The sequence below is a fragment of the Streptomyces nidicola genome (genome assembly GCF_050106155.1).
In the GTDB taxonomy this organism is placed as follows: Bacteria; Actinomycetota; Actinomycetes; order Streptomycetales; family Streptomycetaceae; genus Streptomyces.
The window spans coordinates 8826402-8852126 of the sequence record NZ_JBNBPI010000001.1 but is presented as its reverse complement, the minus strand read 5'-3'; the positions used below and the strand labels follow the sequence as shown (position 1 = coordinate 8852126).

Sequence of the window (25725 nt, the reverse complement as noted above, 5' to 3'; positions counted from 1 at the left end):
GAGTCTTGCCTCTCAGCCAGTCCTACGAAGTCACCGTCGTCGGCGGCGGTCTCGGCGGCCTCACCGCCGCCCTGGCCCTGCGCCACAAGGGACTGCGCGTCACTGTCCTCGAACAGGCCGCCGAACTCGGTGAGGTGGGCGCCGGCATCCAGACCGCGCCGAACGCCAGCCGGGTCCTGATGCGGCTCGGCCTGCGCAAGCAGCTGGAGGCCATCCGCACCGAGCCGCAGGACCAGGTGCGCCGCCGCTGGCAGGACGGCAGCATCATCGGGCTCACCCCGCTCGGCCGCCGTGTCCAGGAGGAGTTCAACGCCCCCTACTGGCACTACCACCGCGCCGATCTGCACCGCACCATTCTCGACGCGTGCACCGACCCGCTGGGCCCGGGGCCGGTCGTCGAGATCGTCACCGGGGCGCGCGTCGTGGAACTCGACCGTACGTCCCCGGACCGTCCCGTCGCGGTCACCGACGACGGCACCCGGCACGAGGCCGACGTGCTGGTCGGCGCCGACGGCATCCACTCCCGCGTCCGCGACCTCATCGGCGCGGAGGACACGCTGGTCTTCTCCGGCGACATGGCGTTCCGCACGCTGATACCCGGCGAGCTGCTGCACGCCGACCCGGCCACCCGCTTCCTCTTCGACCGCTACCAGAGCACCATCTGGTACGGGCCCGGGCGCCATCTCGTGCACTATCTGATCCGCGGCGGCGAGTGGCTCAACATCGTCGGCTGCGTCCCGTGGAAGGACGAGTACGGCGAGAAGCAGACCTTCTCCGGCACCACCGAGATGCTCGTCGACGCGTACGCGGAGTGGGACGACCGCGCCCCGGCCATGCTCGCCAAGGCCAAGGGCGACATCACCTGCTTCCCGCTGTACCACCGCCGCCGCGACCCGAACTGGATCGACGGCCGCGTGGCCCTCCTCGGCGACGCCTGCCACGCGATGCTCCCCTACCAGGCGCAGGGCGCCTCGCAGGCCATGGAGGACGGCGCCGTGCTCGCCGAGGAGTTGGGCGCGGTGACCCGCGAGGGGATCGCAGACGCACTCCAGCGGTACGTCAACCGCCGTGCCCGGCACGCCGGGATGGTGCAGCAGGCCTCGCTGCGCAACCAGGTCTTCTACCGCTACCCGGACGGCCCGGAGCAGCAGGCCCGCGACGCCAAGCTCGGCGAGCGCTACGACGGCGAGTCCGACGTGTCCTACGAGTGGCTCTGGCGCGGCACCCCGCTGGACACCTCGGACGACGAGTCCTTCGCCTACCGCCACCACCACTGAGCCGACTACCTTCGGAGGCCTCGTGCCCACCCCGTACGACCCCGCCACCGACCGCGTCTACGAACGCGCAGGTTTCGGCGCCGCCGTCGCCCGCGGCCGGCGTCCCGCCCTGATCGTGGTCGACCTGACGCGCGGCTTCACCGAGCCGGGCTTCGCCACCGGCAGCGATCTGACCGGCCCCGTCGAGGCCACGGCGGAGCTGGTGCGCGCGGCCCGCGCCGGCGGCGTACCCGTGGTGTGGACGGTCATCTCCTACACGGCCGCCGAGGCCGAGGGCGACGCGGTCACCTGGCTCGCCAAGGCGCCCGGCATGCGGGCGCTGCGCGAGGGCGGCGAGGCCGTCGCCCTCGACCCCCGGCTGCCGTACGAGGAGGGGGACCAGTTCATCGTGAAGAAGGGCGCGTCGGCGTTCTTCGGCACCGCGCTCGCCTCCCTGCTGACCGGCCTCGGCTGCGACACGGCGGTCGTCTGCGGCGCCACGACGAGCGGCTGTGTGCGGGCCACGGCGGTGGACGCGGTGCAGTACGGCTGGCCTGTCCTCGTGCCCGCCGAGGCCTGCGGCGACCGGGCCGCGGGGCCGCACGAGGCGGCGCTCTTCGACATCCAGGCCAAGTACGGGGATGTCGTGGGCCACGAGGACATGGTGAAGTACCTGACGACGAAGGGGGTTTGAGATCATGAACGCGTCTTCCGGAGCCGCACAAGATGCCGCGCGGGATGCCGGACAGGGTGCCGCTCAGGACCGCGAGGCCCGACGGCCGGAGCGTTACCTGACGCAGCCCGGCCTCGCGGACCTCGCCGACATCCCGGCCGTCAGCCGCTGGGCCCGCAGCGGGGACGTACGGCTGCACGTGCTGGACTACGGCGGCGACGGCGTCCCCCTGCTGATCCTGCCCGGCATCACCAGCCCGGCGATCACCATGGACTTCGTCGCCCGTGAACTGACGGACCTGGCACGGCCGTTGGTCCTCGACATCCGCGGCCGCGGCCTCAGCGACGACGCGGAGGACCACTCCCTCGACGCCCTCGCCGCCGACACGGAAGCCGTGATCGAGCAGCTGGAGCTGGCTGATCCCGTGCTCTTCGGCCACTCCATGGGTGCCCGGATCGCCGCGGCCACCGCGGTGCGGGGCCATGTCCCGCTCGGTGGAACGGTGTTGGTGGACCCGCCGATGAGCGGCCCGAGCCGGGGACCCTACCCGACCACGCTCGCCGCGTTCACGCGCCAGCTGTCGCAGGCCCGGCGCGGCACGGATGCCGACGAGGTCGGCGGGTTCTGGCCGACCTGGCCGCGCCGGGAGCTGGAGCTGCGGGCCCGCTGGCTCGCCAGTTGCGGCCTGGAGGCGATCGAGCGCGCCCACCAGGGTTTCGAGAGCGAGGACTTCTTCGCCTGGTGGCCCCAGGTGCCGGGCCCCACGACGCTGCTGTACGGCGCCGACAGCCCGGTCGTCACCGCCGAGGGCGCCGCGGAGGCCGCCGCCGCGAACCCGGCGGCGCGCATGGTTCGCATCCCCGCGGCGGGACATATGGTCTTCTGGGACAACCCGGCTACGGCCCTGGACCTGCTGCGCACCGCGCTGCGGCAGACCCTCTCACCGGAGCCGGGGGACGCCTCGATCCCTGCAGACGACTCACACGACAGCGGTGCCATGACCTCGCCCTCCACCCCCAGCCAGGCCGACGATGTCGCCGCGCCGGACGAACTCACCCACGCGCCGGGCTTCCTGGCCCGCCGGCTGTACCAGGCGTACCTCGCCGCGTGGCTGCACGACGTCGACGCGACGCTGACCGGGCCGCAGTTCGCCGTCCTTCAGATCGTCGGCGAGAACCCCGGCTGCGACCAGCGCTCCATCGCCGCCCTCGCCGCGCTCGACACCTCGACGATGGCCGATGTCGCGCGGCGCCTGGAGAACCGGGGCCTGCTGTCGCGTACCCCCTCCCCCGCCGACGCGCGGCGCAAGCTCCTCAACCTCACCGAGGAGGGCCGCGCCACCGTGCACGACGCGAACCTGCGGGCCCGCAAGCTCGACGAGGAGCTGCTGCGGCCGATCCCGGCGGAGCAGCGCGCCGACGTGCTGCGGCACCTGGCGGTGCTCGCCGACCACTGGGAGCGGCTCGGCCAGGAGCACTGACCTCCGTCACCGACCCCGCCCGATGAGGACATGCAGGCCCCCGCCCTCATCAGGCATGCCTCAAAACTTGGAGCGAATCATGACGGATCGCCACATAGGGATGATCGTCCCCAGCTCGAACCTCACGATGGAGACCGAACTCCCCCGCCTGATGCGGGCGCGCGAGGCCGTCTCCCCGGAGGACCGCTTCGTCTTCCACAGCAGCCGGATGCGCATGAAGCACGTCACCCCCGAAGAGCTGCGGGCGATGAACGCGCAGACGGAGCGCGCCGTCCTGGAGCTGGCCGACGCCCGGCCCGACGTCGTGGCGACGGCCTGCCTCGTCGCCATCATGGCGCAGGGTCCAGGACACCACTGCACGGCCGAGGACGAGATCAAGGACGTGCTGCGCGCCCAGGAGGCGCTGGTCCCCGTGGTCTCCAGCGCCGGCGCGCTGCTCGACGGCATCGCCGCGCTCGGCGCGAAGAAGGTCGCCATCGTCACGCCCTATATGAAGCCGCTGACCCAGAAGGTCGCCGACTACATCGAGGACGCGGGCGTCGAGGTGGTGGACGCGCTGAGTCTGGAGGTGCCGGACAACCTGGCCGTCGCCCGGCTCGACCCGCAGGACCTGCGCGAGCACCACAAGCGCCTGAAGCTCGGCGACGCGGAGGCGCTGGTGCTCTCCGCGTGCGTGCAGATGCCGTCCCTGCCGGCGATCCAACCGGTCGAGGACGAGCTGGGGCTCCCGGTCCTGTCGGCGGCCACCGCCACGGCGTTCCGGATCCTGTCCGAGCTGGGCCTGCCGCCGGTGGCGCCGAACGCGGGCCGCCTGCTGGCCGGCCCGACCGCGCCGTGAAACCACCGCGTTAACTCCGTGCGCGAACCCTTGCCAAGCAAATTCGTACGTGCTCGGATTACATCCGTTCGCGCACTGACAGTGTCACCCGCACCGCCCCGTACCTCAGGCACCTCCCGTCGCAGTTCGTCCCCCGACACGACCCTGTGGAGCGCACGTGAGAACAGGCGATCAGATCGTTCAGGATCTCCCCTGGAGATGGCACGTCCAGGGCAAGATCTTCATCATCGGAGGTCTCGGCTACCTCTTCGACGCGTACGACATCGCCCTGAACGGCTTCCTCATGCCGCTCCTGGGCCAGCACTTCGACCTGTCCCTCGGTGCCCGAGGGCTCGTCGCCACCGCCAACCTGGTGGGCATGGCCGTCGGCGCCATCGCCTGGGGCGCGGTCGCGGACCGGATCGGCCGCAAGAAGGCGTTCAGTGTCACCCTGCTGATCTTCGCCCTGTTCTCGGTGCTCGGCGCGCTCTCGCCGACGTACTGGGTCTTCCTGCTGCTGCGGTTCCTCGCGGGAGTCGGGCTCGGCGGCTGTATCCCGGTCGACTACGCGCTGGTGGGCGAGTTCTCACCGCGCAAGTACCGGGGCCGGATCCTCACCGCGCTCGACGCCTGGTGGCCGGTCGGGGTGACCCTGTGCGGGCTCGTGTCCACGAGCATGCTGTCCCTCGACGGCAACTGGCGGTGGATGCTCGCCACGATGGTGCTGCCCGCGCTGCTGCTGTTCTGGGCGCGCCGCGGCATCCCCGAGTCACCCATCTACTTGACGAAGAAGGGCCGCGAGGCCGAGGCACGGGCCGTCATCGACGAGCTGGTGGCCCGCACGGGCGCGCCCGTCGAGCCGTACGTCATCCCCGAGCCGGTACCGGACGAGGGCCCGCGCGGGGTGGCCGCGGCCGCCCAACAGCTGCGCAACATCTGGTCGTTCAGCCCGCGCATCACCTCGGTGGCCTGGCTGCTGTTCGCCACCATCATGCTGGTCTACTATGCGGCGCTGAGCTGGATGCCGTCGATCCTGAAGGAGGAGGGGCAGGGTGACACGGCCGCGTTCATGAGCACCACGCTGATGAGCGGTGTCGGTATCGTCGGTGTCCTCGCCTCGACGGCCCTGGTCGACCTCGTCGGCCGCAAGTGGCTGATCGGTGTCTCGGCCCCGGTCGCCTCGCTCGCCCTCGTGATCTTCGCGATCGTGCGGGACATGCCGACCGGCTCGGTCATCACCATCGGCGTGTTCGGGTTCCTCGCCCAACTCGCCATCCCCGCCCTGTACGCGTACGTCTCCGAGCTGTACCCGACCGAGCTGCGGGCCAGTGGCTTCGGCTGGGCGTCCTCGGTCAGCCGGGCGCTCACCGGTTTCGCCCCGCTGTTCTTCGGCTCGGTGCTGTGGCCGCTGCTGGGCCTTCCGTTGACGTTCGCGGTGCTCGGCGCGGCCGTGCTCCTCGCCGTCGGCTGGATGGCCGTGGCGGCGCCGGAGACCAAGGGCCGGGAGCTGGACGACACGGACCACGACGGCGGCGGTCCGCTCACCCCGCGACAGGACAACCAGGCAGCCCAGGAAGACCAGGAGAACCATGAAACCAGCGCCCTTCGGCTACCACAGGGCTCGTGACGTCGACGGCGCCACCCGGCTCCTGGCCGAACTCGGCGATGACGCGAAGGTCATCGCCGGCGGCCAGAGCCTGGTCGCCATGATGAACTTCCGGCTCGCACGGCCCGGCCACCTGGTCGACATCGGCGGCCTGCGCGAACTCGACGGAATGCACCGGGACGCATCCGGAGCGCTGCACATCGGGGCGCTCACCACCCATCACACGGTGGAGAGCGACCCGGAGGGTGTGCTCGGCCGCGGGTTCGCGGTGCTGCGCGAGGCCATGCGGTGGATCGGGCATCTTCCCATCCGGACGCGCGGGACGATCGGTGGGAGCATCGCGCACGCCGACGCCACCGCCGAGTGGTGTCTGCTCGCGCTCGCGCTCCGAGCGGAGTTCGTGGCGCGCGGGCCACGCGGGGAGCGCCGGATCGCGGCAGGGGACTTCTTCCTCGGCTACTACACCAGCGTGCTCGATCCCGACGAGCTGCTGGTCGAGGTCGTCTTCCCGCGCCCGGCGCCGCACGCCGCGCTCACCGAGTTCGCCGAGCGCCAGGGCGACTTCGCGCTGGTGTCCGCCGCCGTGGACCTCGATGTCACGGACGGATCGGTGCGCGGCGGCCGGGTGGCGCTCGGCGGGGTCGCGGCCTCGGTGGTCCGGGTGCCGGAGGCGGAGGCGGTGCTCGCGGCCTGCGGCACCTTCGCCGGCTGCGCGGAGGCCGCGGCCGAGGCCGTCGAGCCCCCGACGGACGCCTCGGGCAGCGCGCACTACCGCAAGCAGCTTGTCCGCACGCTGGTCCTGCGTGCCTGTGAGGAGGCGATGAGCCGATGACCGAACCAGCAGACTCCGACGGGCGGTTGACCGGAAGGCCGGTGGCGCGGCGTGAGGACCCGCGGCTCCTCTCCGGACGCGGCCGGTTCGTCGACGACATCGCGCTGCCCGGCATGCTGCACGCCCAGTTCGTGCGCAGCACGGTCGCGCACGGCGAGATCGCCTCCGTCGACCTGACTGCGGTACGTGAGGTGCCGGGCGTGGTCGCGGCCTTCACCGCCGAGGACCTGGGCCTCACCGACATCACCGCCGAACTCGGCCGCCCCCGTTCGGAGTTCGTGCCCACGGCGATGCCGGTGCTCGCCCGCGACCGGGTGCGCTACGTCGGTGAACCCGTCGCGATCGTGGTGGCGCGCGACGCGTACGCCGCCGAGGACGGCCTGGAGGCGGCCAAGGTCCGCTACACGACCCTGCCCCCGGTGACCTCCGAGGCCGAGGCCCTGGCGCCCGGCGCCCCGCTCGTCCACGAGGAGGCCGCGCGCAACACCCTGGTGGACGTCTCCCTGTTCGCCACGGACGGCATCGACGAGGTCTTCGACACGGCTTCATGTGTCGTACGGGTCGAGTCACGCACCGGCCGGCAGAACGCACTCCCGCTGGAGACGCGCGGGGCCGTCGCCCACTGGGACGACCGGGAGGAACAGCTCGTCCTCGACACCTGCACCCAAGTACCGCACCAGGTACGGACGGTGGCCTCCCGCTGTCTGCGCCTGGACGAGCGGGCGGTGCGGGTCGTGGTGCCCGACATGGGCGGCGGCTTCGGCCAGAAGTGCGTCGTGGGCCGCGAGGAGATCGCCACGGCCGCCGCCGCGCTGCGCCTGCGCCGGCCCGTGAAGTGGATCGAGGACCGCAAGGACGCGCTGTCCGCTTCGTTCCTCGCCCGCGAGCAGCACTACGACGTCCAGGCCGCCTTCGACGCGGACGGACACATCCTCGGGCTCGACGCGGACGTGGTGTGCGACATGGGTGCGTACTCCTGCTACCCGTTCACCGCGGGCATCGAGCCGCTGATGGCCTCGGCGGAGATGCCCGGCGTCTACAAGGTGCCCGCCTACCGGGTGCGCGGCCGTGCGGTCACCACCAACAAGGCGCCCACCGCCCCGTACCGCGGAGTGAGCCGCCCGCAGTACGTGATGGTGATGGAGCGTCTCTTCGAGCGCGCCGCACGGGAGTTGGGCCTCGACGCGGTCGAGATCCGCCGCCGCAACCTCATCACCGAGTTCCCGTACACGGGCGTCAACAACATCACGTACGACCCGGGCTCCTACCTGGAGTCGCTCGACCTGTGCGAGCGGCTCGTCAAGGACGAGGGCTGGTACGAGAAGCGAGCGGCCGCGGCCGCCGAGGGCCGGTACCTCGGCATCGGCTACTCCTGCTTCAGCGAGCGCACCGGATACGGGTCCACCGCCTTCGCCCAGCGCAAGATGCAGGTCGTCCCCGGCTTCGACATCTCCGAGGTGCGGATGGACACCAGTGGAGCGGTCACCGTCACCAGCGGCACGATGAGCCACGGGCAGAGCCACGAGACGACGTTCGCGCAGATCGTCGCCGACGAACTGGGCCTGGAACTGGGCAAGGTGAAGCTGCATCAGGGCGATACCGACCGCGTCACGTACGGCTACGGCACCTTCGCCAGCCGCTCCGTCACCATCGGCGGCAGCGCGGTGCGGATCGCCGCCGCCAAGCTCGGCGAGAAGCTGTGCCGGATCGCGGCCGCGCTCTGGGAGACCGAGCCCGGCGGGGTGGAGCTGACGCGCGGCGGCGTGCGACGCAAGGGCGGCAGCGCCTCCGCGTACCTCACGTACGAGGAGCTGGCCGACATCGCGTATCTCCGCGCCCACCTGCTGCCCCGTGACATCGAGCCGGGGCTGAGCGCCACCGCCACCTTCGACGTGTTCAACGACGGCACCTTCTCCAACGCCACCCACGCCGTCGTCGTCGAACTCCACCAGGGCACCGGGCAGGTGGAGATCCTGCGCTATGTGTGCGTCGAGGACTGCGGCGTCGCCATCAACCCGCAGGTCGTGGAGGGGCAGTGCCGTGGTGGCATCGCCCAGGGCATCGCGGGCGCGCTCTTCGAGCAGGTGACGTACGACGCGCAGGGCGAGCCGTCGGCGACCAGCTTCATGGACTACAAGGTGCCGACCGCCCACGAGATCCCCGACGTGCTCATCCACCACCTCGAAACGCCGTGCGCGTTCAACGAGACCGGCGCCAAGGGCGCGGGCGAGGGCGGCACCATCGGCGCGCCCGCCGCGGTCCTCAACGCCGTCAACGACGCGCTGCGGCCCACGGCTGTCGAACTCGACCACACTCCGATCACCCCGGAGACGGTGCACCGCGCCCTGAACCTGGAGCCCACCACATGACCAGCCCCATGACCAGCTCCGACAATCTGCTGCTGCTCACCCTGGACGTCAACGGCGAGGAGCACGAGGTGATCACGGAGCCGCGCCGCACCCTCGTCGACGTACTCCGCCACGATCTGCGTCTGACCGGCACCCATGTCGGCTGCGAGCACGGCATCTGCGGGGCCTGCACGGTCCTCGTCGACGACCGGCCCGCGCGGGCCTGCCTGATGTTCGCCGCGCAGGCCGAGGGCGCCCGGATCCGTACGGTCGAGTCCCTCGCGGACCCGGCGACCGGTGAACTCAACGACCTGCAACGGTCGTTCACCGAACATCACGGCCTCCAGTGCGGCTTCTGCACACCCGGTTTCCTGATGCTCGCTGACGGCTTCCTCGCCGAGCGTCCGGAGGCCACCAAGGAAGAGATCCGGGAGGTCGTGGCCTCCAACCTGTGCCGGTGCACCGGCTACCAGACCATCGTCGAGGCGATCGACTCCTGCGCCACGGCCCGCCGCGCCGGCTGCGCCCAGACCTGTACCGCGATCGAGGAGAAGACAGCATGCAGCTGAGCAACACCGTCGTCGTAGGCGCCGCTCCGGACGCGGTGTTCGCGCTCGTCAGCGACGTGGAGAAGGTGGCGTCCTGCATGCCGGGCGCGGCCCTCGATGGCCGGGACGGCGATGCCTGGCAGGGCGCGGTCAAGGTCAAGGTGGGCCCGATCAGCGCCGCGTACGCGGGCACGGTGCGCTTCCTGGAGGTCGACCCGGAGAAGCGCCGGCTGCGCGTGCACGCCACCGGCGCCGACACGCACGGCAACGGTGACGCCGAGGCCGAGGTGGTCCTGGACATCGGCGAGGCCCCGGAAGGAGCGCGTCTTGAGCTCAGTACGGATCTGCTGATCCGCGGCAAGCTGGCCCAGTTCGGCAAGGGCGCGATCGCCACGGTCTCGGACCGGATCCTGCAACAGTTCGCGCAGAACCTCGGGAATCTGCTGCTCGACCAGGGGCCCGCCCCTGCCTCGGCGGCCCGGTCCGAAACCGCGACCGCCACCACCGCCACCAGCCCCACCACGCCCGCCGAGCTCGACGGCCTGTCGCTCGTCGCCGGGCCGCTCCTGGCCAAGTACGGCCCGGTCGCCGCGGGTCTCGCCGTCGGTCTCGTCCAAGGGTGGCTGTTCGGCAAGCTGCGGGCTCAGTCGGCCCAGCTGAAGGACCTGCGCCTGAAGGACCTGCGCCTGAAGGACCTGCGCCGGCAAGGGTGACCCACACCGCGGTCACCTGCCGTACGCCGCCGCCTCCCGCGCCGCGGTCTGGAGCAGCGGCACCATGTCGTGGAGTTCCTCGCGGCCCGTGAGGACGACGGTGGCGCCGAGGGAGAGGGCGAGCTGCGGCGGCCCGCTGTCCGGGTCGGCGGCGGGGACGCACACGGCGATGGAGCGGACCCCGCGCTCGTTCTCCTCCTCGGCCTCCGCCCACCCGAGTTTCCGGACGCGGGCCAGTTCGGCGCGCAGCTCGTCCGGATCGCTCAGCGTGTTGGGTGCGCTGCGCGGCAGCGGACCGGCCAGCAGGCGCTCCTGGTCGGCCTCGGGCCGGGCGGCGACGAGGGCCTTGCCCAGCGAGGTGGCGTGCCAGGGGTTGCGGGTGCCCTCGTCGCTGCGCAGTTGCAGGTGCTGGCTTCCCTGCACGGAGCGAACGAGGAGGACCTGGTCGCCGTCGAGGATGCCCGCGATGACGACGAGGCCCGTGCGCTCGGCCAACTGCCGCATGGGGCCGAGGAGATGGTTGAACCCGGCCGGCGTCCGGTGGAAGCCGTGCGCCAGCTCCAGGGCGCGCAGCCCCAGGGCGTAGGTGCGTGCGCTGGAGTCGTGGACGACGAAGCCCTCTTCGGTCATCCGGGCGAGCAGCCGGTGGGCGCTGCTCACCGGCAGCTGCGCGGCGCGCGCGGCGGCGCTGACGCCGAGGCCCTCGGGGTGGCGGGAGAGCGTGGTCAGCAGCCTGAGCCCGCGGCCGAGCATGTCATCGCTCATGGTTCACGCCCGCCCCCACCTGTGCCTTCGTCTCCGAGTTGCTTGTCTGTTCGCTGCCGAAGCTTACGTGGCGTGCTGTTCGCCGACCCTGGCAGCCGGTGCCTCGAGCTCCGCGGGCCGTCGCACGAAGGCCATCAGCGCGGCCGAGATCAGCGTGCCGATCGCCATGACGGCGAAGGCACCCATGTCGCCCATGGAGCTGCCGCGGATCCAGCCGACGAGGTACGTGCCGACGAACGAGCCGAGCGCGCCGAAGGAGTTGACGAGGGCGACGGCCGCTCCGGAGACGTTCTTGGGTGCCTGGTCGGCGACGAGCGCGAAGTACGGCCCGTAGGGCGCGTACAGGCACAGGCCGGCGACGATCAGGAGCACGAACGACATCGCGAACGAGGAGTGCGCGAGGTAGGAGCCGTAGAGCGTGAGGGCGGCGACCACCAGCCAGGGCCAGATCGCGACGCGGCGCCTGCCGCTGCGGTCGGAGAGCTGGGAGTTGACGAGCATCGCGATCGAGGCGAAGAGGTACGGGACCGCCGAGAGGAGGCCGGTGGCGCCGATGCCCTGGCCCGACGCCTCCTTGATGATCGAGGGCAGCCAGAACACGAACCCGTACACGCCGATCGACCAGCAGAAGTACTGGGCGGCCAGGATGAGCACCGGACGCGAGGAGAGCACCTTGCGGTACTCGGCGGTGCGGGCCACGGCGACGGTGGGCTCCTTCGCCAACTCGGCGTCCAGCTCGGCCCGTTCACCCTCGGGCAGCCACGTGGCCTCCGCGGGGTGATCCTTGATCATCTTGAGGCAGAGCAGGCCCCACAGCACGGCAGGGAAGCCCTCGATGATGAACATCTCGCGCCAGCTGGTGGCCTCGATGAGCAGTCCGGAGACGGCGGAGAGCCACATCACGGTGACCGGGTTGCCCAGGATCAGGAAGGTGTTGGCGCGTCCGCGCTCGCGCTGCGTGAACCACCGGCCCAGCAGCATCACCATGGACGGCATGACCGCACCCTCGACCACGCCGAGCAGGAAGCGGACGGCCACCAGCATGGCGGGGCTGTGCAGCAGCCCCTGGACGGCGGCGAGCACTCCCCAGGCGATGGTCGAGTACGCGACGAGGCGGCGGGCGCTGCGGCGCTCGGCGTAGATGGTGCCGGGGATCTGGAAGAAGAAGTAGCCCAGGAAGAAGGAGGCGGCGACCAGCGCGTCCATGCCGCTGGACATGTTGAGGTCGTCGGCCATGCCGCCCGCCGAGCCGATCGAGTAGTTCGACCGGTCCAGATAGGCGAGCGAGTACGTGACGAACGCGATCGGGATCATGTGCTTGGTCCGCGTGGACGACCAGAATCCACTGCCGCGTGCGGCGCGGGACGACGTCGCTGTCATCCGTCACACCTCCTGCTTTCCGTGAGGGTTTTCCGAGACACTTTCCCGGGATGCTTTTCCGTGGGGTGGAAAGTGTTCTGTGGGACGGAAAGACGTTAGGGTCGACGCGTCGCCAGGTCAACAGCCTTGGCGGATCGATGATTTGCCGCGCTTCGGCCGAAACCGCCCGGAAAGGTGCATGTATGCCCAGCCATGACTCCAGCCGCATCTCCGACCGGACCGGACCCGATCCGGAGGCGCCCGATGTGCTGGTGCCCTGGTCCGGTCTCGACCGCGCGCACGGCCCCTGGCCGGACGGGGTGCGCGTGCATGTGTGGGACGGGGTGGCTCCGGTCGGGCTCGACGCGGAGCAGCTCGCCCGGATCGGCTACTGGGTCATGCCGTACGCGACGCCCGAGGCCACGAAGCTGCTTCCCGAGCTCACGGGGCTGCGCGCCGTGCAGTCGTTGAGCGCGGGCGTGGAGAAGCTGCGGCCGCTGCTGCCCGAGGGGGTGGCACTGCACAACGGGCGCGGGCTGCACGACGCCAGCGCCGCCGAGCACGCCCTCGCGCTGACGCTCGCCGCGCAGCGTGACCTGCCGCGGTGGGTGCGCGACCAGGACGGCGGCCGCTGGGAGCCGCACTTCACGCGCTCCCTCGCGGACTCGCGGGTGGCGATCGTGGGCTACGGGTCCATCGGCGCCGCGCTCGAACAGCGCCTGCTCGCGTGCGAGGCCACCGTCGTGCGCGTGGCCCGCCGCGCCCGCCCCGACAGCGACGTCCACGCGGTCACGGACCTGCCGGAGCTGCTTCCGCAGGTGGACATCGCGGTGCTCGTGCTGCCCGAGAACCCGTCCACGGTGGGCCTGTTCGGCGCGGCCGAGCTCGCCGCGCTCCCCGATGACGCGCTCGTCGTCAACATCGGCCGCGGCCGCACCCTGGACCCCGACGCGCTGCTCGCCGAGACCCGCACCGGCCGGCTCCGTGCGGCCCTCGACGTCACGTCCCCCGAGCCGCTGCCCGCCGACCACCCGCTGCGCGCGCTGCCGGGCGTTCTCATCACTCCGCACGTGGGCGGCGGTTCGGCGACGTTCCGGCCGCGCGCCGAGCGCCTGATCGTCGACCAGGTACGCCGCTGGGCGAGCGGCGAACCCCTGGTCAACGCGATGGAGTAGGGCCTGGCGATCGGATCAGACGGTACGGGCGGTGGCTGCAAGCGCGCTCTCGTACTGCTCGTCGGTGACCGGCTCCAGCCAGGTGGTGCCGTCGCCGCCCGCGTCACCGACGACGATGGCGATGTGCGCCATGAACGTGGTGTCGGTGGCGCCGTGCCAGTGCTCCTCGCCGGGCGGGCACTTGATGGTCTCACCCGCGCTCGCGCGCACGACGTGTCCTTCGCGGGTGCCGACGAGCCCGACGCCGTCGGTGATGTGCAGGGTCTGCCCGTTGGCGTGGGAGTGCCAGTTCGTGCGGGCGCCGGGCGTGAACCGGACGTGGCCCACGGCGAGGTGGGCAGGGGCGGCGGGGGCCTCGATGAGGTTGAGGTAGACGTCGCCGGTGAAGCGTTCGGCGGGGGTCTTCACGGTGGGGGTGCTGGTGATGTGTTCCATGGCGCGTTTCCCAGGGGTAGTTGCGGTCGTCAGGAGGTGTGGTCGAGGCCCGAGCCCAGCTCACGGGAGGCCGCCACCTGGGCGAGCAGCTCGTTCGCCTTGGCCTCGACGGCGGCGAGGCAGTCGTCGCCCGCGACGAAGCGCAGCGGCGGCTCCTCCAGGGCGGCCACCTTGAGCAGGGCATCCGCCAGCTTCGCAGGGTCGCCGGACTGCTGCCCGTTCATGGACTCCCACTGCTTCTTCGTGGCGGCGGTGCGCTCGGCGTAGTCGTCGATGGAGCCCTCCGCGTACGTGGTGGAGGCGTCGACGAGCAGTTCGGTGCGGAAGAAGCCCGGTTCGACGATGGTGGTGCGGATGCCGAACGGCTCGACGTCGTGGCGCAGGCTCTCCATGAAGCCCTCGACGCCGAACTTCGCGGCGGAGTACGCCACGCAGAAGTCGACCCCGATCGCGCCGGCGAGCGACGAGATGGTGATGACATGCCCGGAGCGCTGGGCGCGTAGCACGGGCAGGGCGGCGCGGGTGACGTTCATCGGGCCGAACAGGTTGGTCTCGATCTGCGCGCGGACCTGCGCGTCGCTGAGCTCCTCGAAGAACCCGGCGTAGAAGTTCGCCGCGTTGTTGATCAGTACGTCGATGCGCCCGAAGCGCTCCACGGCGGCGCGGACGGCGCGCTCGGCGGCCTCCGGGTCGGTGATGTCGAGCGCGGTGGCCAGCAGGTTGTCCTGCTCCCCGCCGAGCGCCTCGACGACGCGCTCGGGCCGGCGCCCCGTGGCCACGACCTGGTGTCCCGCGGCGAGGGCCCGGCGCGCGATGTCGGCGCCGAGGCCACGGCCCGCGCCCGTGATGAAGAAGACCCTGGTCATGCTGTCGCTCCTGTGGCTGTTCCTGCGGTTGCTCATGCGCTTTCGGTGGCTTCGGTGATCTGCTTGAGCTGGTTGATGGCGGTCATCGCGTTGGGCCAGCCCGCGTAGAACGCGAGGTGGGTGATGGCCTCGGACAGCTCCTCGACGGTCAGCCCGTTCTTCAGGGCGACACGGAGGTGGTAGCCGAGCTGCTCACCACGGTAGAGCGCCGCGAGCACACTGACGGTGACCAGGCTGCGGTCGCGGGGCGAGAGCCCCGGCCGTTCCCAGACGTCACCGAACAGGACGTCATTGGTGACCTCGACCAGCTTCGGCGCGATCTCGGCGAGCTCCTGCGGGGCGGACTGCTTCGGCATGATGCTTCTCCTCGTTCTTCCGGCTTGACTGCCGATATCGAGGAAACCGCAGGTCACCGGCGTGGAGAAGGGTCTGCCGTTACAGGTACTGACAGGACCCCCCACACCCGCACATCCCGCCTTAGCCTGGAAACGTGAGCACCGAGAGCGACATCCGCGAATTCCTGGCCTCCCGCCGCGCCAAGATCACCCCGCAGCAGGCGGGCCTACCCGCGTACGGCGGGAACCGGCGCGTGCCGGGGCTGCGGCGCGAGGAGGTCGCACTGCTCGCGGGGGTGAGCATCGACTACTACGTCCGCCTGGAGCGCGGCCACCTGGCCGGCGCCTCCGAGGAGGTCCTCGACTCCCTCGCGAGCGCGCTCCAGCTCGACGACGCCGAGCGCGCGCACCTGTACGACCTGGCGCGCGCCGCCGCGAAGCGCCCCGCCCGCCGCACCAAGCGCAGCCGCGGCCCGCTGCCCGACAGCGTGGTGCGCGTGCTCAACTCCATGAGCGACTGCCCGGCCTTCATCCGCAACGGCCGCCTGGACGTCCTCGCCACGAACCCGCTGTGCCGCGCCCTCTACAGCCCCCTGTACGCCGACGAGTCCCGGCAGCCGGTCAACATCGCCCGCTTCCAGTTCCTCGACCCGGCCGGGCGCGCGTTCTTCCCCGAGTGGGAGGAGTCCGTGAACACCACGGTGTCCCTGCTGCGCACCGAGGCCGGGCGGGCTCCCGGCGACAGCGATCTGACCGGTCTGATCGGCGAGCTCGTCACCCGCAGCGACGAGTTCCGCGTGGCGTGGGCGAAGCACAACGTCCGCCTGCACCGCACCGGCCGCAAGTCCTTCCGGCACCCCGTCGTGGGCGAGCTCGCCCTCGACTTCGACGCCATGGAGCTCCCCGCCCAGCCGGGCCTCACCCTCACCGCGTACAGCAGCGCGCCGAACACCCCCGACCACGACAAGCTGCAGCTGCTCGCGGCGTGGGCGGCGACGCCGGAGACGTCCGTCGAGCAGTAGGGACACCGGCGCCCCGTCACCCCTCTGGTCAGCTCTCCAGGCCCGCGTTCAGCAGCCGGCCCAGCGGCTTGCGGGTGGCGATCAGCGCGAGCCCGATGCCGATGCCGCACACGGCCGTGACGGTGAAGTACGAGGCGTTGTCGATCGCCGTGAACAGCTGGCCGAGCAGGCCCGCGAGGGACGAACCCAGGGCGAGCGTCAGGAAGTTGAGGCCGACCATCTGGGAGCGGAAGGTGCTCGGGCCGATCCGGGTGGCCAGGGAGAGCCCGATGGGTCCGACGAAGACCTCCGAGGAACCGGCCGCCGCCATGAAGACGAGGATGAGGAACAGCGGGATCTGCGCGCTCCCGGTGGCCTCGGACAGCAACAGCAGGAACAGATAGGCGCAGCCGATCTGCGTCAGTCCGATGGCGACCTTGGTCACCGGACCGGGCTGGCGCGCCCCGAGGCGGGTCCACAGCCGGGCGATCAGCGGCGTGATGAGCACCGCCGCGAGCGGGCTGACCGTCGTGATCCAGGCGACGGGGAAGGTCCAGCCGCCGATGTGCAGGTCGATGCGCTCGGTGATGAGGATCGAGATCGCCGTGAACTTCTGGAACAGGAACCCGAAGTAGATCCCGGAGGCCAGGAACAGCGGCAGATAGCCGAGGACGCGGCGGCGCTCGTCGCGGCTGACCGCCTTCGAGGTGGTCATGGTCAGGAAGTAGACGGCCGCGGCCACGAGTGCGGCGACGGTCACCACCGTGGACAGGTTCTCCGCCCGCAGCAGCCCGGCGCCGACGGCGCCGATCACCACCGCGAGGAAGCCGACCGTCACGAGTGCGGCCAGGGGCCGACGGCCCGCCGGGAGCGGGTTGTTGACGGTGTGGGCCCGCGCGGGCAGGTGCTTCATCGACACGAGGTACTGGACGAGCGCGCCGGCCATCCCGATCGCGGCGAGCCCGAACCCGTAGTGGAATCCGAGCTCGTTCTGCGCAAGGCCTGTGGTGAGCGGGCCGACCACCGCACCGATGTTGATGGCCATGTAGAAGTACGTGAATCCGGCGTCGCGGTAGCGTTCGTCGGGGTGCTGGTCCAGGACGAAGCCCACGATCGAGGTGATGTTCGTCTTCAGCGCGCCGGTGCCGAGCACGATGCACACCAGGCCGGCCGCGAGTCCGGTCAGGCCCGGGGCGAACGCGAGCACCACATGTCCGGCGGTGATGACCACGGCGCCGTACAGCACCATGTTCCGCGGGCTGACGAGCCGGTCCCCCAGCCAGGATCCCAGGATCTGCGACAGGTACACGGCGCCGCCGTACGCGCCGACGATGCCCGAGGCGACGGCCGGTTCGAGGGCGAGGCCGCCGTCGGCCACCTTGTACAGCAGGTAGAAGGAGAGGATGCCCTGCAGACCGTAGAACGAATAGCGTTCCCACAGTTCGGTGAAGGCCATGCTCCACAGGCCGCGCCGCAGGGACCGCTCGTCGGCCGCTTCCCGGCGGCTGCCGTCTTCGCGAAGTGCCGTGTCGGGCACGGGAGTTCCGGTCATTCGCTGAGTCCTGCCAATCTCGATCCGACGCGGGCGATGAGCGAGGTGTTGTGGGAGTGCCGCTTCTCCTCCCAGCGGTCGGCGACGCCGAACAGCCGGTACATCGCGTGGACGCCGATCCAGCGCAGCGGTTCGGGTTCCCAGCGGCCGGAGTCGTGGTCGTTCCACGGCAGCCGCGTGAGGTCGGTGTCGCGTCCTTCAGCCCGGTCCAGGAGGGTGCGCGCGGCGAGTTGGGTGGCGGTGACTCCGTGCCCGGCGAAGCCGCGGACCACGCCGATGCGGGTGGCCGGGTCGAAGGTGACACCGGCACACCAGTCGCGGGTCACTCCGATCGCGCCGCGCCAGGCGTGGTCGACGGTGAACCGCACGTCGGGGAAGAAGAGTTGGATCCGCTCGCTCAGGGTGCGCACCGTGCGGGCGTCCACGCGGCCCTCGCCGGGCGTGCCGGAGTTGAACGCGTAGGGCGTGCCGCGGCCGCCGATGGCGATGCGGCCGTCCTCGGTGCGCTGGGCGTAGACGAAGGTGTGCGCGGCGTCGCCCAGGCACTCCCGCCCCTCCCAGCCGATCCGCTCCCACACGCCGTCGGGGAGCCGATTGGTCACGATCATCGAGGAGTTGACCGGGATGACCTCGCGGGCGCCGAGCGCGGGGACGTCGCTCTCGACCTGCCCCGAATACGCCTCCAGGCACGTCAGGACGGTGGTGGCGCGCACGGTGCCGCGCGGCGTGGTGACGGCGCCGGGTGCGATGCGGGTCGCGCGGGTGTGCTCCAGGATGCGTACGCCCTTGGCGGTCACGACGTCGGCGAGCCCGTGGACGAGCTTGGCCGGATCGACGCGCGCCGTGGTGCGGGTGTGCAGGCCGCCGAGCGCGGGCCCGATCGCGATGCGCTTCTTAACGCCTTCGGCGTCGAGGAGTTGGAGGTCTTCGGCGCGGTAGCCGTTGGCGAGGTCGGCGGCGTGGGTGAGTTCGAGGCGCTTCATCGCGGCGGGGGTGGTGGCGACGCGCAGGTGTCCGCCGCGCCGCTGGTCCGCCTTGATGCCCTCCTCGTCGAGGACGCGAAGAACGTCGTCAACGGCACCGTCCATGGCGCGCTGGAAGGCTGCGACCGCGGCGGCGCCGTCCTGGCCGTGCTTGCGGGCGGCCTTCGCGTAGACGGCGCGGTTGCCGGGGATGAGCGGGGAGAGCCAGCCGCCGTTGCGGCCGGAGGCTCCGTAGCCGACCTCTTCGGCCTCGAGGACGGTGATCTTCGCGGTGGGGTGTTCCAGGGCGGCGTGGTAGGCGGCCCAGAGGCCGGTGAGGCCGCCGCCGACGATGACGAAGTCCTGTGCCTCGTCGGGTAGTTGGCCGTCGCGTTCAGGCGGGGTGTCCGCGATCCGGGAAGGCCGGGAGGCCTGCATCCAGTGCGATATCTCGCCGTTGCGGTAGGCGGTCATCGGTGACTCCTTCGTGCACGTGCGTACGCTCAGCAGGCGCTGAATGGGCGATCAGTAGGTGGGAGGTGCCATCGCCCACAGGACCCTGGCCTCGTCGGTGCCCGTGGCCTCGGCGACGCGGTGGGGGTCACTGCTGCGGTAGTGGATGGAGTCGAGGGCGGACAGCCGGTGGTGCTGGCCGCGCACCCATACGTCCACCTCGCCGGTCAGAACGAGCAGCAACTCCTCCGAGCTGCCGTGCGTGTACGGCTCGACGCCCGTGGAACCACCGGACGCGAAGTGGCCGAGGAGGACTTCGAGGTGATCGAAGGTCCCGGGGGTGAGCTTGATCTTCGTGGCGCCTTCGCCGAATGACATCCCGTGGGTGTCACGGAACCGCAGGACGGGCCCGGCCGCGCTCCCCGCCTGGTCGAACAGGTCACCCACCGTCAGTTTCAGTACCTCGCACAGCCTTTGAAGCGTGCGCACGCTCGCGTTCGCCTGATCGCGCTCGACCTGCGAGAGGTACCCCTCCGTGAGACCTGTCCGCTCGGCCACTTCCTTCAGGGTGAGTTGGAGAGCTTTCCTGCGGCGGCGCAGCCGTGCACCGACCTCGGCCGGGGGGCCGGAGTGATCGTTCGCCATGGCCGGAACCTAACAAGGCTGTGGCCGGACAACAATGGGTTGTGCTGCCATCAATTTTTTCTTTACTGGCAGGCTTCACTTGCCTAGCGGGAAAGCCGGACGTTACTTTCCTCCTGGGAAAGTAGAGCGGGGAACGGGAGGGCGAGACGCGTGAGCACGCCGGTGGATGCCGAACAGGCATGGAGGGATCTGCAGCGCATTCGTGTGCCGCAGGAGCGGGTGTACGACGAGGTGGAGCGGTCCGCGGCGGCCGGTTCCGGCAGCCCGTGGGCCACGGCCGCGATCATGTGGCTGTTCCTGGCCGGACTGGGTCTTGAGCTGCCGGGGTGGGGCGTGGGCCTGGTCATGGCCGCGTATGTCGCGCTGCTGGGCGGACTTGCCGTGCGCCATCAGCGGCGCAGTCGGGTGCGGCTGCACCACACGCGACACACATCACGGATGTTCGCCACCTTCGTGGCGGGCGCGGTGGTGACCGGCGCGACGGTGCTGCTCTCCGGCCATCTGGTCGATTCGCTGGAGCCGTTGCACGGCAGCCTGATCCAGGCCACGGTCTCGGCTGCGGTGTTCGTGCTGTTCGTGGGACCGATGAGCCGCTGGGCGGCCAGGTCGGCGCGGGGCCACGAGGCGCGGGCGACGGACGCGGTGGACACGGGGGCGGGCCGATGAGTGTTCCCGCAGGTTTCGACGAGCTGATCCATCCCGCCACCCGGCTCTCGGTGGTCTCGCTGCTCGCCGCCACGGAGTGGGCGGAGTTCTCCTTCGTCCGCGACAGCCTCTCGCTCAGCGACTCCGCGCTCTCCAAGCAGCTGCACACCCTTGAGGAGGCGGAGTATCTGGAGGTCCGCAAGGAGGGCGGCGGCCGCAACCGGCGCACCAGGGTCCGGCTGACGGCGCGCGGGCGCACCGCCTTCGAGGGACATGTCGCGGCGCTCCGGGCGATCGTCGAGGGCGCCGGTTCCGCGGTCCCCGCAGCCTCGGGGGCAGAGCGATGACGGCGCGGCACACCACATCCGCAGGACCCGTCGTCCACGCCCGCGACGTCACGATGACGTACGGCGACATCGACGTCCTGCACGGCGTGGACCTGGACATCCACCGCGGCGAGGTCTTCGCGCTGCTCGGCCCCAACGGGGCGGGGAAGACGACCACCGTCGAGATCCTGGAGGGCTTCCGGCGCCGTTCCGCGGGGGACGTGAGCGTGCTCGGTACGGACCCGGAGCGCGGCGACGACGCCTGGCGGGCGCGGATCGGCCTGGTCCTGCAGTCCTGGCGCGATCACGGCCGCTGGCGGGTCGGCGAGCTGCTGAGGCACTTCGCCACGTACTACCCCGACCCGCGCGACCCGGCCGAGCTGCTGGCCCTGGTGGGCCTCAGCGACCAGGCCGACCGGCAGGTGGCCCGGCTCTCCGGCGGGCAGCGTCGACGCCTCGACGTGGCGCTCGGCATCGTCGGACGTCCGCAACTCCTCTTCCTGGACGAACCGACGACCGGCTTCGACCCGGAGGCGCGGTACGAGTTCCACGCCCTGGTCGAGCGTCTGGCCCGGGACGAGGGTGTCACCATCCTGCTCACGACCCACGACCTCGTGGAGGCCGAACGGCTCGCGGACCGGATCGCCATGCTGGTCGGCGGCCGGATCCGGGCCTCGGGCACCCCCGCGGAGCTGGCCCGGCGGGCAGCCGCCCGCGCCGAGGTCCGCTGGACGTCCGAAGACGGGACGCCGCGCCGCGAGCGCACCGCGGATCCCTCGCAGCTCGTGTGGGAACTGCACCGCGACGCCCCCGGGCCGATCGCCGGCCTGGAGGTACGGCGGCCGACGCTCGAGGACACGTATCTGCACATGGTGAACCTGGCGGCCGACGGCGCGGAGCCGGACGAGGACGAGGAGGCACGGGCCGCGTGAGGACGACACCCATGACGAACAGCTGGCGTGCCGGGATCCAGCGCGGCGGCATCGAGCTGCGGCACCTCGTGCGCAACGGCAAGGAGATGTCCGGCCACGTGACGAACGTCGTCGTGGCGCTGGTCATCGCCGCGTACATCAGCAGCGACGTCCCCGGCACCGAGACACCCATGGCCCACCTGGTGGTGGCGGGCTTCGCCGCGTACCTCCTCTTCCAGGTCGGTCTCGTCACGCTCCCGCAGATCCTGGTGACGGAGCGGGAGGAGGGCGCCCTGTTGCGGCTGCGTGCCACGCCCGGCGGGATTCCCGCGTACCTGGTCGCCAAGTGCCTGCTGATCGTGGTCGTTTCGGTCGCCACCCTGGCCCTGCTCCTGGCGGCCGCCGCGCTGCTGGCCGACGGGCCGCTGCCGCAGGGCCCTGGCGGCTGGCTGACGCTGGCGTGGGTCACGACGCTCGGGCTGCTTGCCGTCGTGCCGCTGGGCGCCGCGATCGGCGCGGTGCTGCCCAACCCGCGTGAGGCGCTGGCCCTGATCATGCTCCCGGTGATGGGGCTTCTCCTCACCTCCGGTGCGGTGTTCCCGATCACCGTGCTGCCCGTTCCCTTGCAGCAGGTGGCGTCGCTCTTCCCGCTCAAGTGGATGGCGCAGGGCCTGCGCTCGGCGCTGCTGCCGGATGCGGCACGGGCCGCCGAGCCGGCCGGATCCTGGGAACTGCCCATGGTCGCCCTGGTCCTGACCGCCTGGGCCGCCCTCGGCTTCCTCCTCGCGATCCCGCTGCTGCGCCGCGCCGCCCGCCGCGAATCCGGCTCCCGCCTCACGGAACGGCACCGCAAGGCGGCGCTCCAGGGGTGACTCCCCGCGTACAGCCCCGCGGCGCCGCGGGGCTGTACGCGGGAATACGATGCCCGCATGACGGATGGGACGGCAGGCGCACCGTTGGAGAGGCCGGCGCGGCACTCGGTGCTGCTGGAGCTGGAGCGAGAGGTGGCCGCTTCCCCTTCGGAGGTGTTCCAGCTACTGGTTCGCCAGATCGCGCCGACCGACGGGCAGACCCGCTTCGGGGTCTACCCGGACCACTTGTCGGCGGTCATGCAGGGCGACTGGTGGTACCGCGGAGAGTTCCGTGTGACCTCCGTTCCCGCCGGCGCCAAGGTCTCGTACGCGATCGTCAACGTTGCCCAGAAGAGGCGCCGGCTGGGCACCTGGATCGGCAGGAAGACCGTCGCGGCCGCGCCGGAGGGCTTCGCACGGCATCTTGATCGTGTCGAAGACGAACTGCGTGGAAGGTAGGCCATGGAGACCGGCAGCCGAGCAGGATCGCGACGGCGGTAGGTCGACCACCCCGACACGGGGCGCGACAACTCTCCTGCGGTGACGCCCAGTTGTCCGTGCTACTGCCCCACCCTCCCGTCGACACACTCCCGCAGCAGATCCGCGTGTCCGCAGTGCCGGGCGTATTCCTCCACCCTGTGCACCATCAGCTCGCGGACGGCGATACGTTCCCGGCCGACCCGTGCGCCCAGGTTCGCGTGCTCGGCCAAGGTCGCGTCGGTCGCGGCCTGTTCGCGTTCCAGGTCGGCGAAGGCCGCGTCCACCACGGCCGGGTCGGCGATGGCGCCTTCGAAGTCCGTGTCCTTCTTGCCGTACAGCCTGGGCAGCGGGTCGCCCTCGGTGATCCAGTTGTGCCAGTCGCGTTCCACCTCGGCGAGGTGGCGGACCAGACCGAGCAGCGACATCGTCGACGGTGGGACGGAACGCCGGGCGAGCTGCTGCGGGGTCAGGCCCGCGCACTTCATCCGCAGGGTGAGGCGATAGTTCGTCAGGAAGTCCAGCAGCGTGGGCAGTTCACCTTCGGGGCTGCTGTCGTTCTCGCGTGGGTCGTCGTCCGGGTCCGCCCACATGTCCGGGTGGACGGTGGCCTCGGTCCAGCGCGCGGGTTCGTCGGTCATGGGCTGCATGGTGGTCGGTGGCGGCCCATGACCGCCACCGATATTGATGCCCGGGCCCCGGCCGGGGCTCAGAACGTGACCAGGATTTTCCCGAGCACTCCGCCCGCCTCGAAGCGTTCGTGGGCGGCCCGGATGTCCGCCAGCGGGTAGCGGGCGGCGACGCGCACACGGAGTTCCTCGCTGTCGACCAGCTTGGCGATCCAGGCGAGGTCGGCCGCGCTCTCCTGGACGTAGCTCTTGCGCGCTCCCGGCACGTCGGGCAACGGCTCGTCGGAGATCGACACGTAGCGGCCCCCGGCGGCGAGCGCGGCGGACGCGTCGAGTCCCGCGGTGTCGAGGACGACCGGGTAGTGGGCGCGGGGCAGATCGGCCGCGCGGTGCCAGACGTGTTCGGCGCCCAGCTGCACGGCCGAAGTCTCGTGTTCGGGCCGGGACACCAGGCCGTCGACGTGGGCGCCCATCGTACGGGCCAGTTGGACGGCCAGACCGCCGACCGCCCCGGCGGCACCGACGACCAGGACCCGCTCCCCTGCCGCCAGTTCGGCGTTGCGCAGGGCCTGCAGGGCGGTCACTCCGGCCAGCGGCAACGCCGCCGCGTCCGCCAGGGGGACACCCGTCGGCGCGGCGGTCACCAGGTGGCCCGGAAGAGCGACCAGGTCGGCCCATGTGCCCCGGCCCGTGGCGATCTGGGCGGACATCGCGAACACCTCGTCGCCCACCTGGAACGAAGGGGCGTTGCTGGCGACCACGCGGCCGGAGACGTCCCAGCCGAGCGTGGCCGGCAGCGGCGGGCCGACCTCCCAGGCGCGGGTCTTCCAGTCGACCGGGTTCAGGCTGGTGGCGGTGGTACGGATGAGGACCTCGTCGGCGGCGAGGGCAGGCTCGGCGATGTCGTCGACGGTCAGGACGTCGGGGCCGCCGTGGCGGTCGATCCGGATGGCGCGCATGGTGTGAAGACCCTTCCAGGGGTGCGGTGTTGGACCACGTGGCCGAGGAGGCAGCCGTACTGCGGCCTCCCCCGCTCACACCCGGAACGGTAAAGTCTCACATCAATGTGAGAGTCAAGCTGAGACTCGAGTCGCGTCGAGGAGGATCACGTGCGGATCGGTGAGCTGTCCCGCAGGACGGGCGTCCACGAGCGGCTGCTGCGCTACTACGAGGAGCAGCGGCTGCTCGATCCCGTGCGCCGCCCCAGCGGCTACCGCGAATACGGCGAGGCCGACGTGCACACCGTGCGCCGCATCCGCAGCCTGCTCGCCGCGGGCCTGACCACGGCCACCATCGCCACGATCCTGCCGTGCCTGCGCGACGAGGACGAGCGGCTCGTGCCGACCTGCCCCGACCTCGTCGGCGACCTTCTCAGGGAGCGGGACCGCATCTCCCGGGCCATCGACGACCTGCGGTCCTCCCGTTCCGCGCTCGACGACGTCATCGCCGCCGCCCCGGCCGACGTCGCCGAGCGCGCACGAGGTGCCCTCACCACGGGCTGAGTGTCATCCCGCTTGCGCCAGTGCCACCGTCCGCCCGCCGAGCGCCGCGGAGAACCGGTCCGTGACCTCGGCGAGCGCCTCGGCGGACGGCTCGGCGACGACCAGTTCCCCGCCCTCGCCGACGGTGACATCCCGGTCGAGGGTGAACCAGCCCGGCAGGATGTGGTGCGGGCCCATCGAGTTCAGGACGGGGCGCAGGGCGTAGTCGAGGGCCAGGACGTGGGCCGTGGTGCCGCCCGTGGCCAGGGGCAGCACGGTCTTTCCGGCCAGGGCGTACTGCGGGAGCAGGTCGAGGAGCGACTTCAACAGGCCCGAGTAGGCGGCCTTGTAGACGGGCGTGCCGATGACGATGCCGTCCGCCCGCTCGAACCGGGCGATGGCCTCGACGATGGCCGGGTGCCCGAACTCCGCGCCCAGCAGCGCGTCGGCCGGCAGGGTGCGGACCTGCAACGAGGTCACCTCGTGCCCCTGGTCGCGCAGCCGTTCGTCGAGATGTTCCAGGAGTCGTGCGGTGCGGGACGTGGCGGAGGGGCTGCCGGACACGGAAAGGATGGTGGCCATGG

General features: G+C 71.3%; 28 protein-coding genes. 17 read left to right on the top strand and 11 right to left on the bottom strand.

The features are described 5' to 3' along the window. Nucleotides 1-5 precede the first annotated feature (5 nt). The 9 genes from ACOKM3_RS39965 to ACOKM3_RS39925 all read left to right on the top strand — a co-directional run bounded on the left by ACOKM3_RS39965 (nucleotide 6) and on the right by ACOKM3_RS39925 (nucleotide 10273). Nucleotides 6-1277 (top strand): FAD-dependent monooxygenase, encoded by a 1272-nt coding sequence (locus ACOKM3_RS39965; RefSeq protein WP_426906193.1) that lies wholly within the window; start codon nucleotides 6-8, stop codon nucleotides 1275-1277. A gap of 22 nt (nucleotides 1278-1299) precedes the next feature. Further along, a complete protein-coding gene (locus ACOKM3_RS39960; protein WP_426906192.1) occupies nucleotides 1300-1950 on the top strand; it encodes an isochorismatase family protein in 651 nt (216 codons plus the stop codon). Nucleotides 1951-1954: 4 nt separating this feature from the next. After that, a complete protein-coding gene (locus ACOKM3_RS39955; protein ID WP_426906191.1) occupies nucleotides 1955-3409 on the top strand; it encodes an alpha/beta fold hydrolase in 1455 nt (484 codons plus the stop codon). 79 nt (nucleotides 3410-3488) lie between these two features. Continuing rightward, nucleotides 3489-4247 (top strand): maleate cis-trans isomerase family protein, encoded by a 759-nt coding sequence (locus tag ACOKM3_RS39950; protein WP_426906190.1) that lies wholly within the window; start codon nucleotides 3489-3491, stop codon nucleotides 4245-4247. A 157-nt stretch (nucleotides 4248-4404) separates the two neighbouring features. Next, nucleotides 4405-5853: an MFS transporter gene (locus tag ACOKM3_RS39945; RefSeq protein WP_426906189.1), complete on the top strand. Its 1449-nt coding sequence runs from the start codon at nucleotides 4405-4407 to the stop codon at nucleotides 5851-5853. Next, on the top strand, nucleotides 5816-6664 hold the full coding sequence (locus ACOKM3_RS39940) for an FAD binding domain-containing protein (RefSeq protein ID WP_426906188.1): 849 nt from the start codon (nucleotides 5816-5818) through the stop codon (nucleotides 6662-6664). Before ACOKM3_RS39945 ends, ACOKM3_RS39940 begins: the two co-directional genes overlap by 38 nt. Then, complete coding sequence (locus tag ACOKM3_RS39935; protein ID WP_426906187.1) at nucleotides 6661-9033, top strand: xanthine dehydrogenase family protein molybdopterin-binding subunit; 2373 nt, start codon at nucleotides 6661-6663, stop codon at nucleotides 9031-9033. Before ACOKM3_RS39940 ends, ACOKM3_RS39935 begins: the two co-directional genes overlap by 4 nt. Then, entirely contained in the window at nucleotides 9030-9581 is a 552-nt protein-coding gene (locus ACOKM3_RS39930; RefSeq protein ID WP_426906186.1) for a (2Fe-2S)-binding protein, read from the top strand. Before ACOKM3_RS39935 ends, ACOKM3_RS39930 begins: the two co-directional genes overlap by 4 nt. Then, a complete protein-coding gene (locus tag ACOKM3_RS39925; protein WP_426906185.1) occupies nucleotides 9572-10273 on the top strand; it encodes an SRPBCC family protein in 702 nt (233 codons plus the stop codon). The genes ACOKM3_RS39930 and ACOKM3_RS39925 overlap by 10 nt, the downstream gene beginning before the upstream one ends. Nucleotides 10274-10285: 12 nt before the next feature. Here the strand turns inward: ACOKM3_RS39925 and ACOKM3_RS39920 are convergent, their stop codons facing one another. Continuing rightward, complete coding sequence (locus tag ACOKM3_RS39920; protein ID WP_426906184.1) at nucleotides 10286-11038, bottom strand: IclR family transcriptional regulator; 753 nt, start codon at nucleotides 11036-11038, stop codon at nucleotides 10286-10288. A 63-nt stretch (nucleotides 11039-11101) separates the two neighbouring features. Continuing rightward, nucleotides 11102-12418, bottom strand: a complete 1317-nt coding sequence (locus tag ACOKM3_RS39915; RefSeq protein WP_426906183.1) for an MFS transporter — start codon at nucleotides 12416-12418, stop codon at nucleotides 11102-11104. A 182-nt stretch (nucleotides 12419-12600) separates the two neighbouring features. Between ACOKM3_RS39915 and ACOKM3_RS39910 the strand changes: the two genes are divergently transcribed. Further along, nucleotides 12601-13572, top strand: coding sequence for a 2-hydroxyacid dehydrogenase (locus tag ACOKM3_RS39910; protein WP_426906182.1), 972 nt, complete (start codon nucleotides 12601-12603; stop codon nucleotides 13570-13572). A 15-nt stretch (nucleotides 13573-13587) separates the two neighbouring features. Here ACOKM3_RS39910 and ACOKM3_RS39905 read toward each other — a convergent pair whose 3' ends face one another. Genes ACOKM3_RS39905 through ACOKM3_RS39895 form a run of 3 tightly spaced genes read right to left on the bottom strand, consistent with a single transcriptional unit; the run spans nucleotide 13588 to nucleotide 15229 of the window. Further along, nucleotides 13588-14007: a (R)-mandelonitrile lyase gene (locus tag ACOKM3_RS39905; RefSeq protein ID WP_426906181.1), complete on the bottom strand. Its 420-nt coding sequence runs from the start codon at nucleotides 14005-14007 to the stop codon at nucleotides 13588-13590. A 29-nt stretch (nucleotides 14008-14036) separates the two neighbouring features. Further along, nucleotides 14037-14873: an SDR family oxidoreductase gene (locus ACOKM3_RS39900; RefSeq protein ID WP_426906180.1), complete on the bottom strand. Its 837-nt coding sequence runs from the start codon at nucleotides 14871-14873 to the stop codon at nucleotides 14037-14039. A gap of 32 nt (nucleotides 14874-14905) precedes the next feature. Then, nucleotides 14906-15229 carry a carboxymuconolactone decarboxylase family protein gene (locus tag ACOKM3_RS39895; RefSeq protein ID WP_426906179.1) on the bottom strand — a complete coding sequence of 108 codons (324 nt, stop codon included), beginning with the start codon at nucleotides 15227-15229 and terminating at the stop codon, nucleotides 14906-14908. Between the two features lie 134 nt (nucleotides 15230-15363). On the opposite strand from ACOKM3_RS39895, the gene ACOKM3_RS39890 reads away from it, so the two are divergent. Beyond that, on the top strand, nucleotides 15364-16230 hold the full coding sequence (locus ACOKM3_RS39890) for a helix-turn-helix transcriptional regulator (protein ID WP_426906178.1): 867 nt from the start codon (nucleotides 15364-15366) through the stop codon (nucleotides 16228-16230). 28 nt (nucleotides 16231-16258) lie between these two features. Here ACOKM3_RS39890 and ACOKM3_RS39885 read toward each other — a convergent pair whose 3' ends face one another. The 3 genes from ACOKM3_RS39885 to ACOKM3_RS39875 are packed head-to-tail and all read right to left on the bottom strand — an operon-like array spanning nucleotide 16259 to nucleotide 19821. Continuing rightward, nucleotides 16259-17761 (bottom strand): peptide MFS transporter, encoded by a 1503-nt coding sequence (locus ACOKM3_RS39885; protein ID WP_426906177.1) that lies wholly within the window; start codon nucleotides 17759-17761, stop codon nucleotides 16259-16261. Next, entirely contained in the window at nucleotides 17758-19197 is a 1440-nt protein-coding gene (locus tag ACOKM3_RS39880; RefSeq protein ID WP_426906176.1) for an NAD(P)/FAD-dependent oxidoreductase, read from the bottom strand. The genes ACOKM3_RS39885 and ACOKM3_RS39880 overlap by 4 nt, the downstream gene beginning before the upstream one ends. 51 nt (nucleotides 19198-19248) lie before the next feature. Further along, nucleotides 19249-19821, bottom strand: a complete 573-nt coding sequence (locus ACOKM3_RS39875; RefSeq protein ID WP_426906175.1) for a helix-turn-helix domain-containing protein — start codon at nucleotides 19819-19821, stop codon at nucleotides 19249-19251. 150 nt (nucleotides 19822-19971) lie between these two features. Here ACOKM3_RS39875 and ACOKM3_RS39870 point away from each other — a divergent pair, with 150 nt between their 5' ends. The 5 genes from ACOKM3_RS39870 to ACOKM3_RS39850 are packed head-to-tail and all read left to right on the top strand — an operon-like array spanning nucleotide 19972 to nucleotide 23013. Next, on the top strand, nucleotides 19972-20487 hold the full coding sequence (locus ACOKM3_RS39870; RefSeq protein WP_403717032.1) for a hypothetical protein: 516 nt from the start codon (nucleotides 19972-19974) through the stop codon (nucleotides 20485-20487). Next, nucleotides 20484-20813, top strand: a complete 330-nt coding sequence (locus tag ACOKM3_RS39865) for a transcriptional regulator (protein WP_426906174.1) — start codon at nucleotides 20484-20486, stop codon at nucleotides 20811-20813. Before ACOKM3_RS39870 ends, ACOKM3_RS39865 begins: the two co-directional genes overlap by 4 nt. Then, nucleotides 20810-21724 carry an ABC transporter ATP-binding protein gene (locus ACOKM3_RS39860; protein WP_426906173.1) on the top strand — a complete coding sequence of 305 codons (915 nt, stop codon included), beginning with the start codon at nucleotides 20810-20812 and terminating at the stop codon, nucleotides 21722-21724. The genes ACOKM3_RS39865 and ACOKM3_RS39860 overlap by 4 nt, the downstream gene beginning before the upstream one ends. A gap of 11 nt (nucleotides 21725-21735) precedes the next feature. Then, nucleotides 21736-22575 (top strand): ABC transporter permease, encoded by an 840-nt coding sequence (locus tag ACOKM3_RS39855; protein ID WP_426906172.1) that lies wholly within the window; start codon nucleotides 21736-21738, stop codon nucleotides 22573-22575. Nucleotides 22576-22632: 57 nt separating this feature from the next. After that, nucleotides 22633-23013 (top strand): hypothetical protein, encoded by a 381-nt coding sequence (locus tag ACOKM3_RS39850; RefSeq protein ID WP_426906171.1) that lies wholly within the window; start codon nucleotides 22633-22635, stop codon nucleotides 23011-23013. Nucleotides 23014-23114: 101 nt separating this feature from the next. Here the strand turns inward: ACOKM3_RS39850 and ACOKM3_RS39845 are convergent, their stop codons facing one another. Both ACOKM3_RS39845 and ACOKM3_RS39840 read right to left on the bottom strand, forming a co-directional pair. Then, the gene (locus tag ACOKM3_RS39845; RefSeq protein WP_426906170.1) at nucleotides 23115-23681 is read right to left on the bottom strand and encodes a DinB family protein; all 567 of its coding nucleotides are present in this window, start codon (nucleotides 23679-23681) and stop codon (nucleotides 23115-23117) included. 59 nt (nucleotides 23682-23740) lie between these two features. Further along, nucleotides 23741-24619 carry an NADP-dependent oxidoreductase gene (locus ACOKM3_RS39840; RefSeq protein ID WP_426906169.1) on the bottom strand — a complete coding sequence of 293 codons (879 nt, stop codon included), beginning with the start codon at nucleotides 24617-24619 and terminating at the stop codon, nucleotides 23741-23743. 150 nt (nucleotides 24620-24769) lie between these two features. Here ACOKM3_RS39840 and ACOKM3_RS39835 point away from each other — a divergent pair, with 150 nt between their 5' ends. After that, on the top strand, nucleotides 24770-25162 hold the full coding sequence (locus ACOKM3_RS39835; RefSeq protein WP_426906168.1) for a MerR family transcriptional regulator: 393 nt from the start codon (nucleotides 24770-24772) through the stop codon (nucleotides 25160-25162). A 3-nt stretch (nucleotides 25163-25165) separates the two neighbouring features. On the opposite strand, the gene ssuE is transcribed toward ACOKM3_RS39835, so the two are convergent. Continuing rightward, a complete protein-coding gene (gene ssuE, locus ACOKM3_RS39830) occupies nucleotides 25166-25723 on the bottom strand; it encodes an NADPH-dependent FMN reductase (protein WP_266724607.1) in 558 nt (185 codons plus the stop codon). Between the last annotated feature and the right edge of the window lie 2 nt (nucleotides 25724-25725).

Excerpts from the sequence above, each read along its gene's own strand:
- ACOKM3_RS39955 (WP_426906191.1), top strand. The coding sequence starts at position 1,955 with ATGAACGCGTCTTCCGGAGCCGCACAAGATGCCGCGCGGGATGCCGGA.
- ACOKM3_RS39950 (WP_426906190.1), top strand. The coding sequence starts at position 3,489 with ATGACGGATCGCCACATAGGGATGATCGTCCCCAGCTCGAACCTCACG.
- ACOKM3_RS39940 (WP_426906188.1), top strand. The coding sequence starts at position 5,816 with ATGAAACCAGCGCCCTTCGGCTACCACAGGGCTCGTGACGTCGACGGC.
- ACOKM3_RS39935 (WP_426906187.1), top strand. The coding sequence starts at position 6,661 with ATGACCGAACCAGCAGACTCCGACGGGCGGTTGACCGGAAGGCCGGTG.
- ACOKM3_RS39930 (WP_426906186.1), top strand. The coding sequence starts at position 9,030 with ATGACCAGCCCCATGACCAGCTCCGACAATCTGCTGCTGCTCACCCTG.
- ACOKM3_RS39925 (WP_426906185.1), top strand. The coding sequence starts at position 9,572 with ATGCAGCTGAGCAACACCGTCGTCGTAGGCGCCGCTCCGGACGCGGTG.
- ACOKM3_RS39920 (WP_426906184.1), bottom strand. The coding sequence starts at position 11,038 with ATGAGCGATGACATGCTCGGCCGCGGGCTCAGGCTGCTGACCACGCTC.
- ACOKM3_RS39915 (WP_426906183.1), bottom strand. The coding sequence starts at position 12,418 with ATGACAGCGACGTCGTCCCGCGCCGCACGCGGCAGTGGATTCTGGTCG.
- ACOKM3_RS39910 (WP_426906182.1), top strand. The coding sequence starts at position 12,601 with ATGCCCAGCCATGACTCCAGCCGCATCTCCGACCGGACCGGACCCGAT.
- ACOKM3_RS39905 (WP_426906181.1), bottom strand. The coding sequence starts at position 14,007 with ATGGAACACATCACCAGCACCCCCACCGTGAAGACCCCCGCCGAACGC.
- ACOKM3_RS39900 (WP_426906180.1), bottom strand. The coding sequence starts at position 14,873 with ATGACCAGGGTCTTCTTCATCACGGGCGCGGGCCGTGGCCTCGGCGCC.
- ACOKM3_RS39895 (WP_426906179.1), bottom strand. The coding sequence starts at position 15,229 with ATGCCGAAGCAGTCCGCCCCGCAGGAGCTCGCCGAGATCGCGCCGAAG.
- ACOKM3_RS39885 (WP_426906177.1), bottom strand. The coding sequence starts at position 17,761 with ATGACCGGAACTCCCGTGCCCGACACGGCACTTCGCGAAGACGGCAGC.
- ACOKM3_RS39880 (WP_426906176.1), bottom strand. The coding sequence starts at position 19,197 with ATGACCGCCTACCGCAACGGCGAGATATCGCACTGGATGCAGGCCTCC.
- ACOKM3_RS39875 (WP_426906175.1), bottom strand. The coding sequence starts at position 19,821 with ATGGCGAACGATCACTCCGGCCCCCCGGCCGAGGTCGGTGCACGGCTG.
- ACOKM3_RS39865 (WP_426906174.1), top strand. The coding sequence starts at position 20,484 with ATGAGTGTTCCCGCAGGTTTCGACGAGCTGATCCATCCCGCCACCCGG.
- ACOKM3_RS39860 (WP_426906173.1), top strand. The coding sequence starts at position 20,810 with ATGACGGCGCGGCACACCACATCCGCAGGACCCGTCGTCCACGCCCGC.
- ACOKM3_RS39855 (WP_426906172.1), top strand. The coding sequence starts at position 21,736 with ATGACGAACAGCTGGCGTGCCGGGATCCAGCGCGGCGGCATCGAGCTG.
- ACOKM3_RS39850 (WP_426906171.1), top strand. The coding sequence starts at position 22,633 with ATGACGGATGGGACGGCAGGCGCACCGTTGGAGAGGCCGGCGCGGCAC.
- ACOKM3_RS39845 (WP_426906170.1), bottom strand. The coding sequence starts at position 23,681 with ATGCAGCCCATGACCGACGAACCCGCGCGCTGGACCGAGGCCACCGTC.
- ACOKM3_RS39840 (WP_426906169.1), bottom strand. The coding sequence starts at position 24,619 with ATGCGCGCCATCCGGATCGACCGCCACGGCGGCCCCGACGTCCTGACC.
- ssuE (WP_266724607.1), bottom strand. The coding sequence starts at position 25,723 with ATGGCCACCATCCTTTCCGTGTCCGGCAGCCCCTCCGCCACGTCCCGC.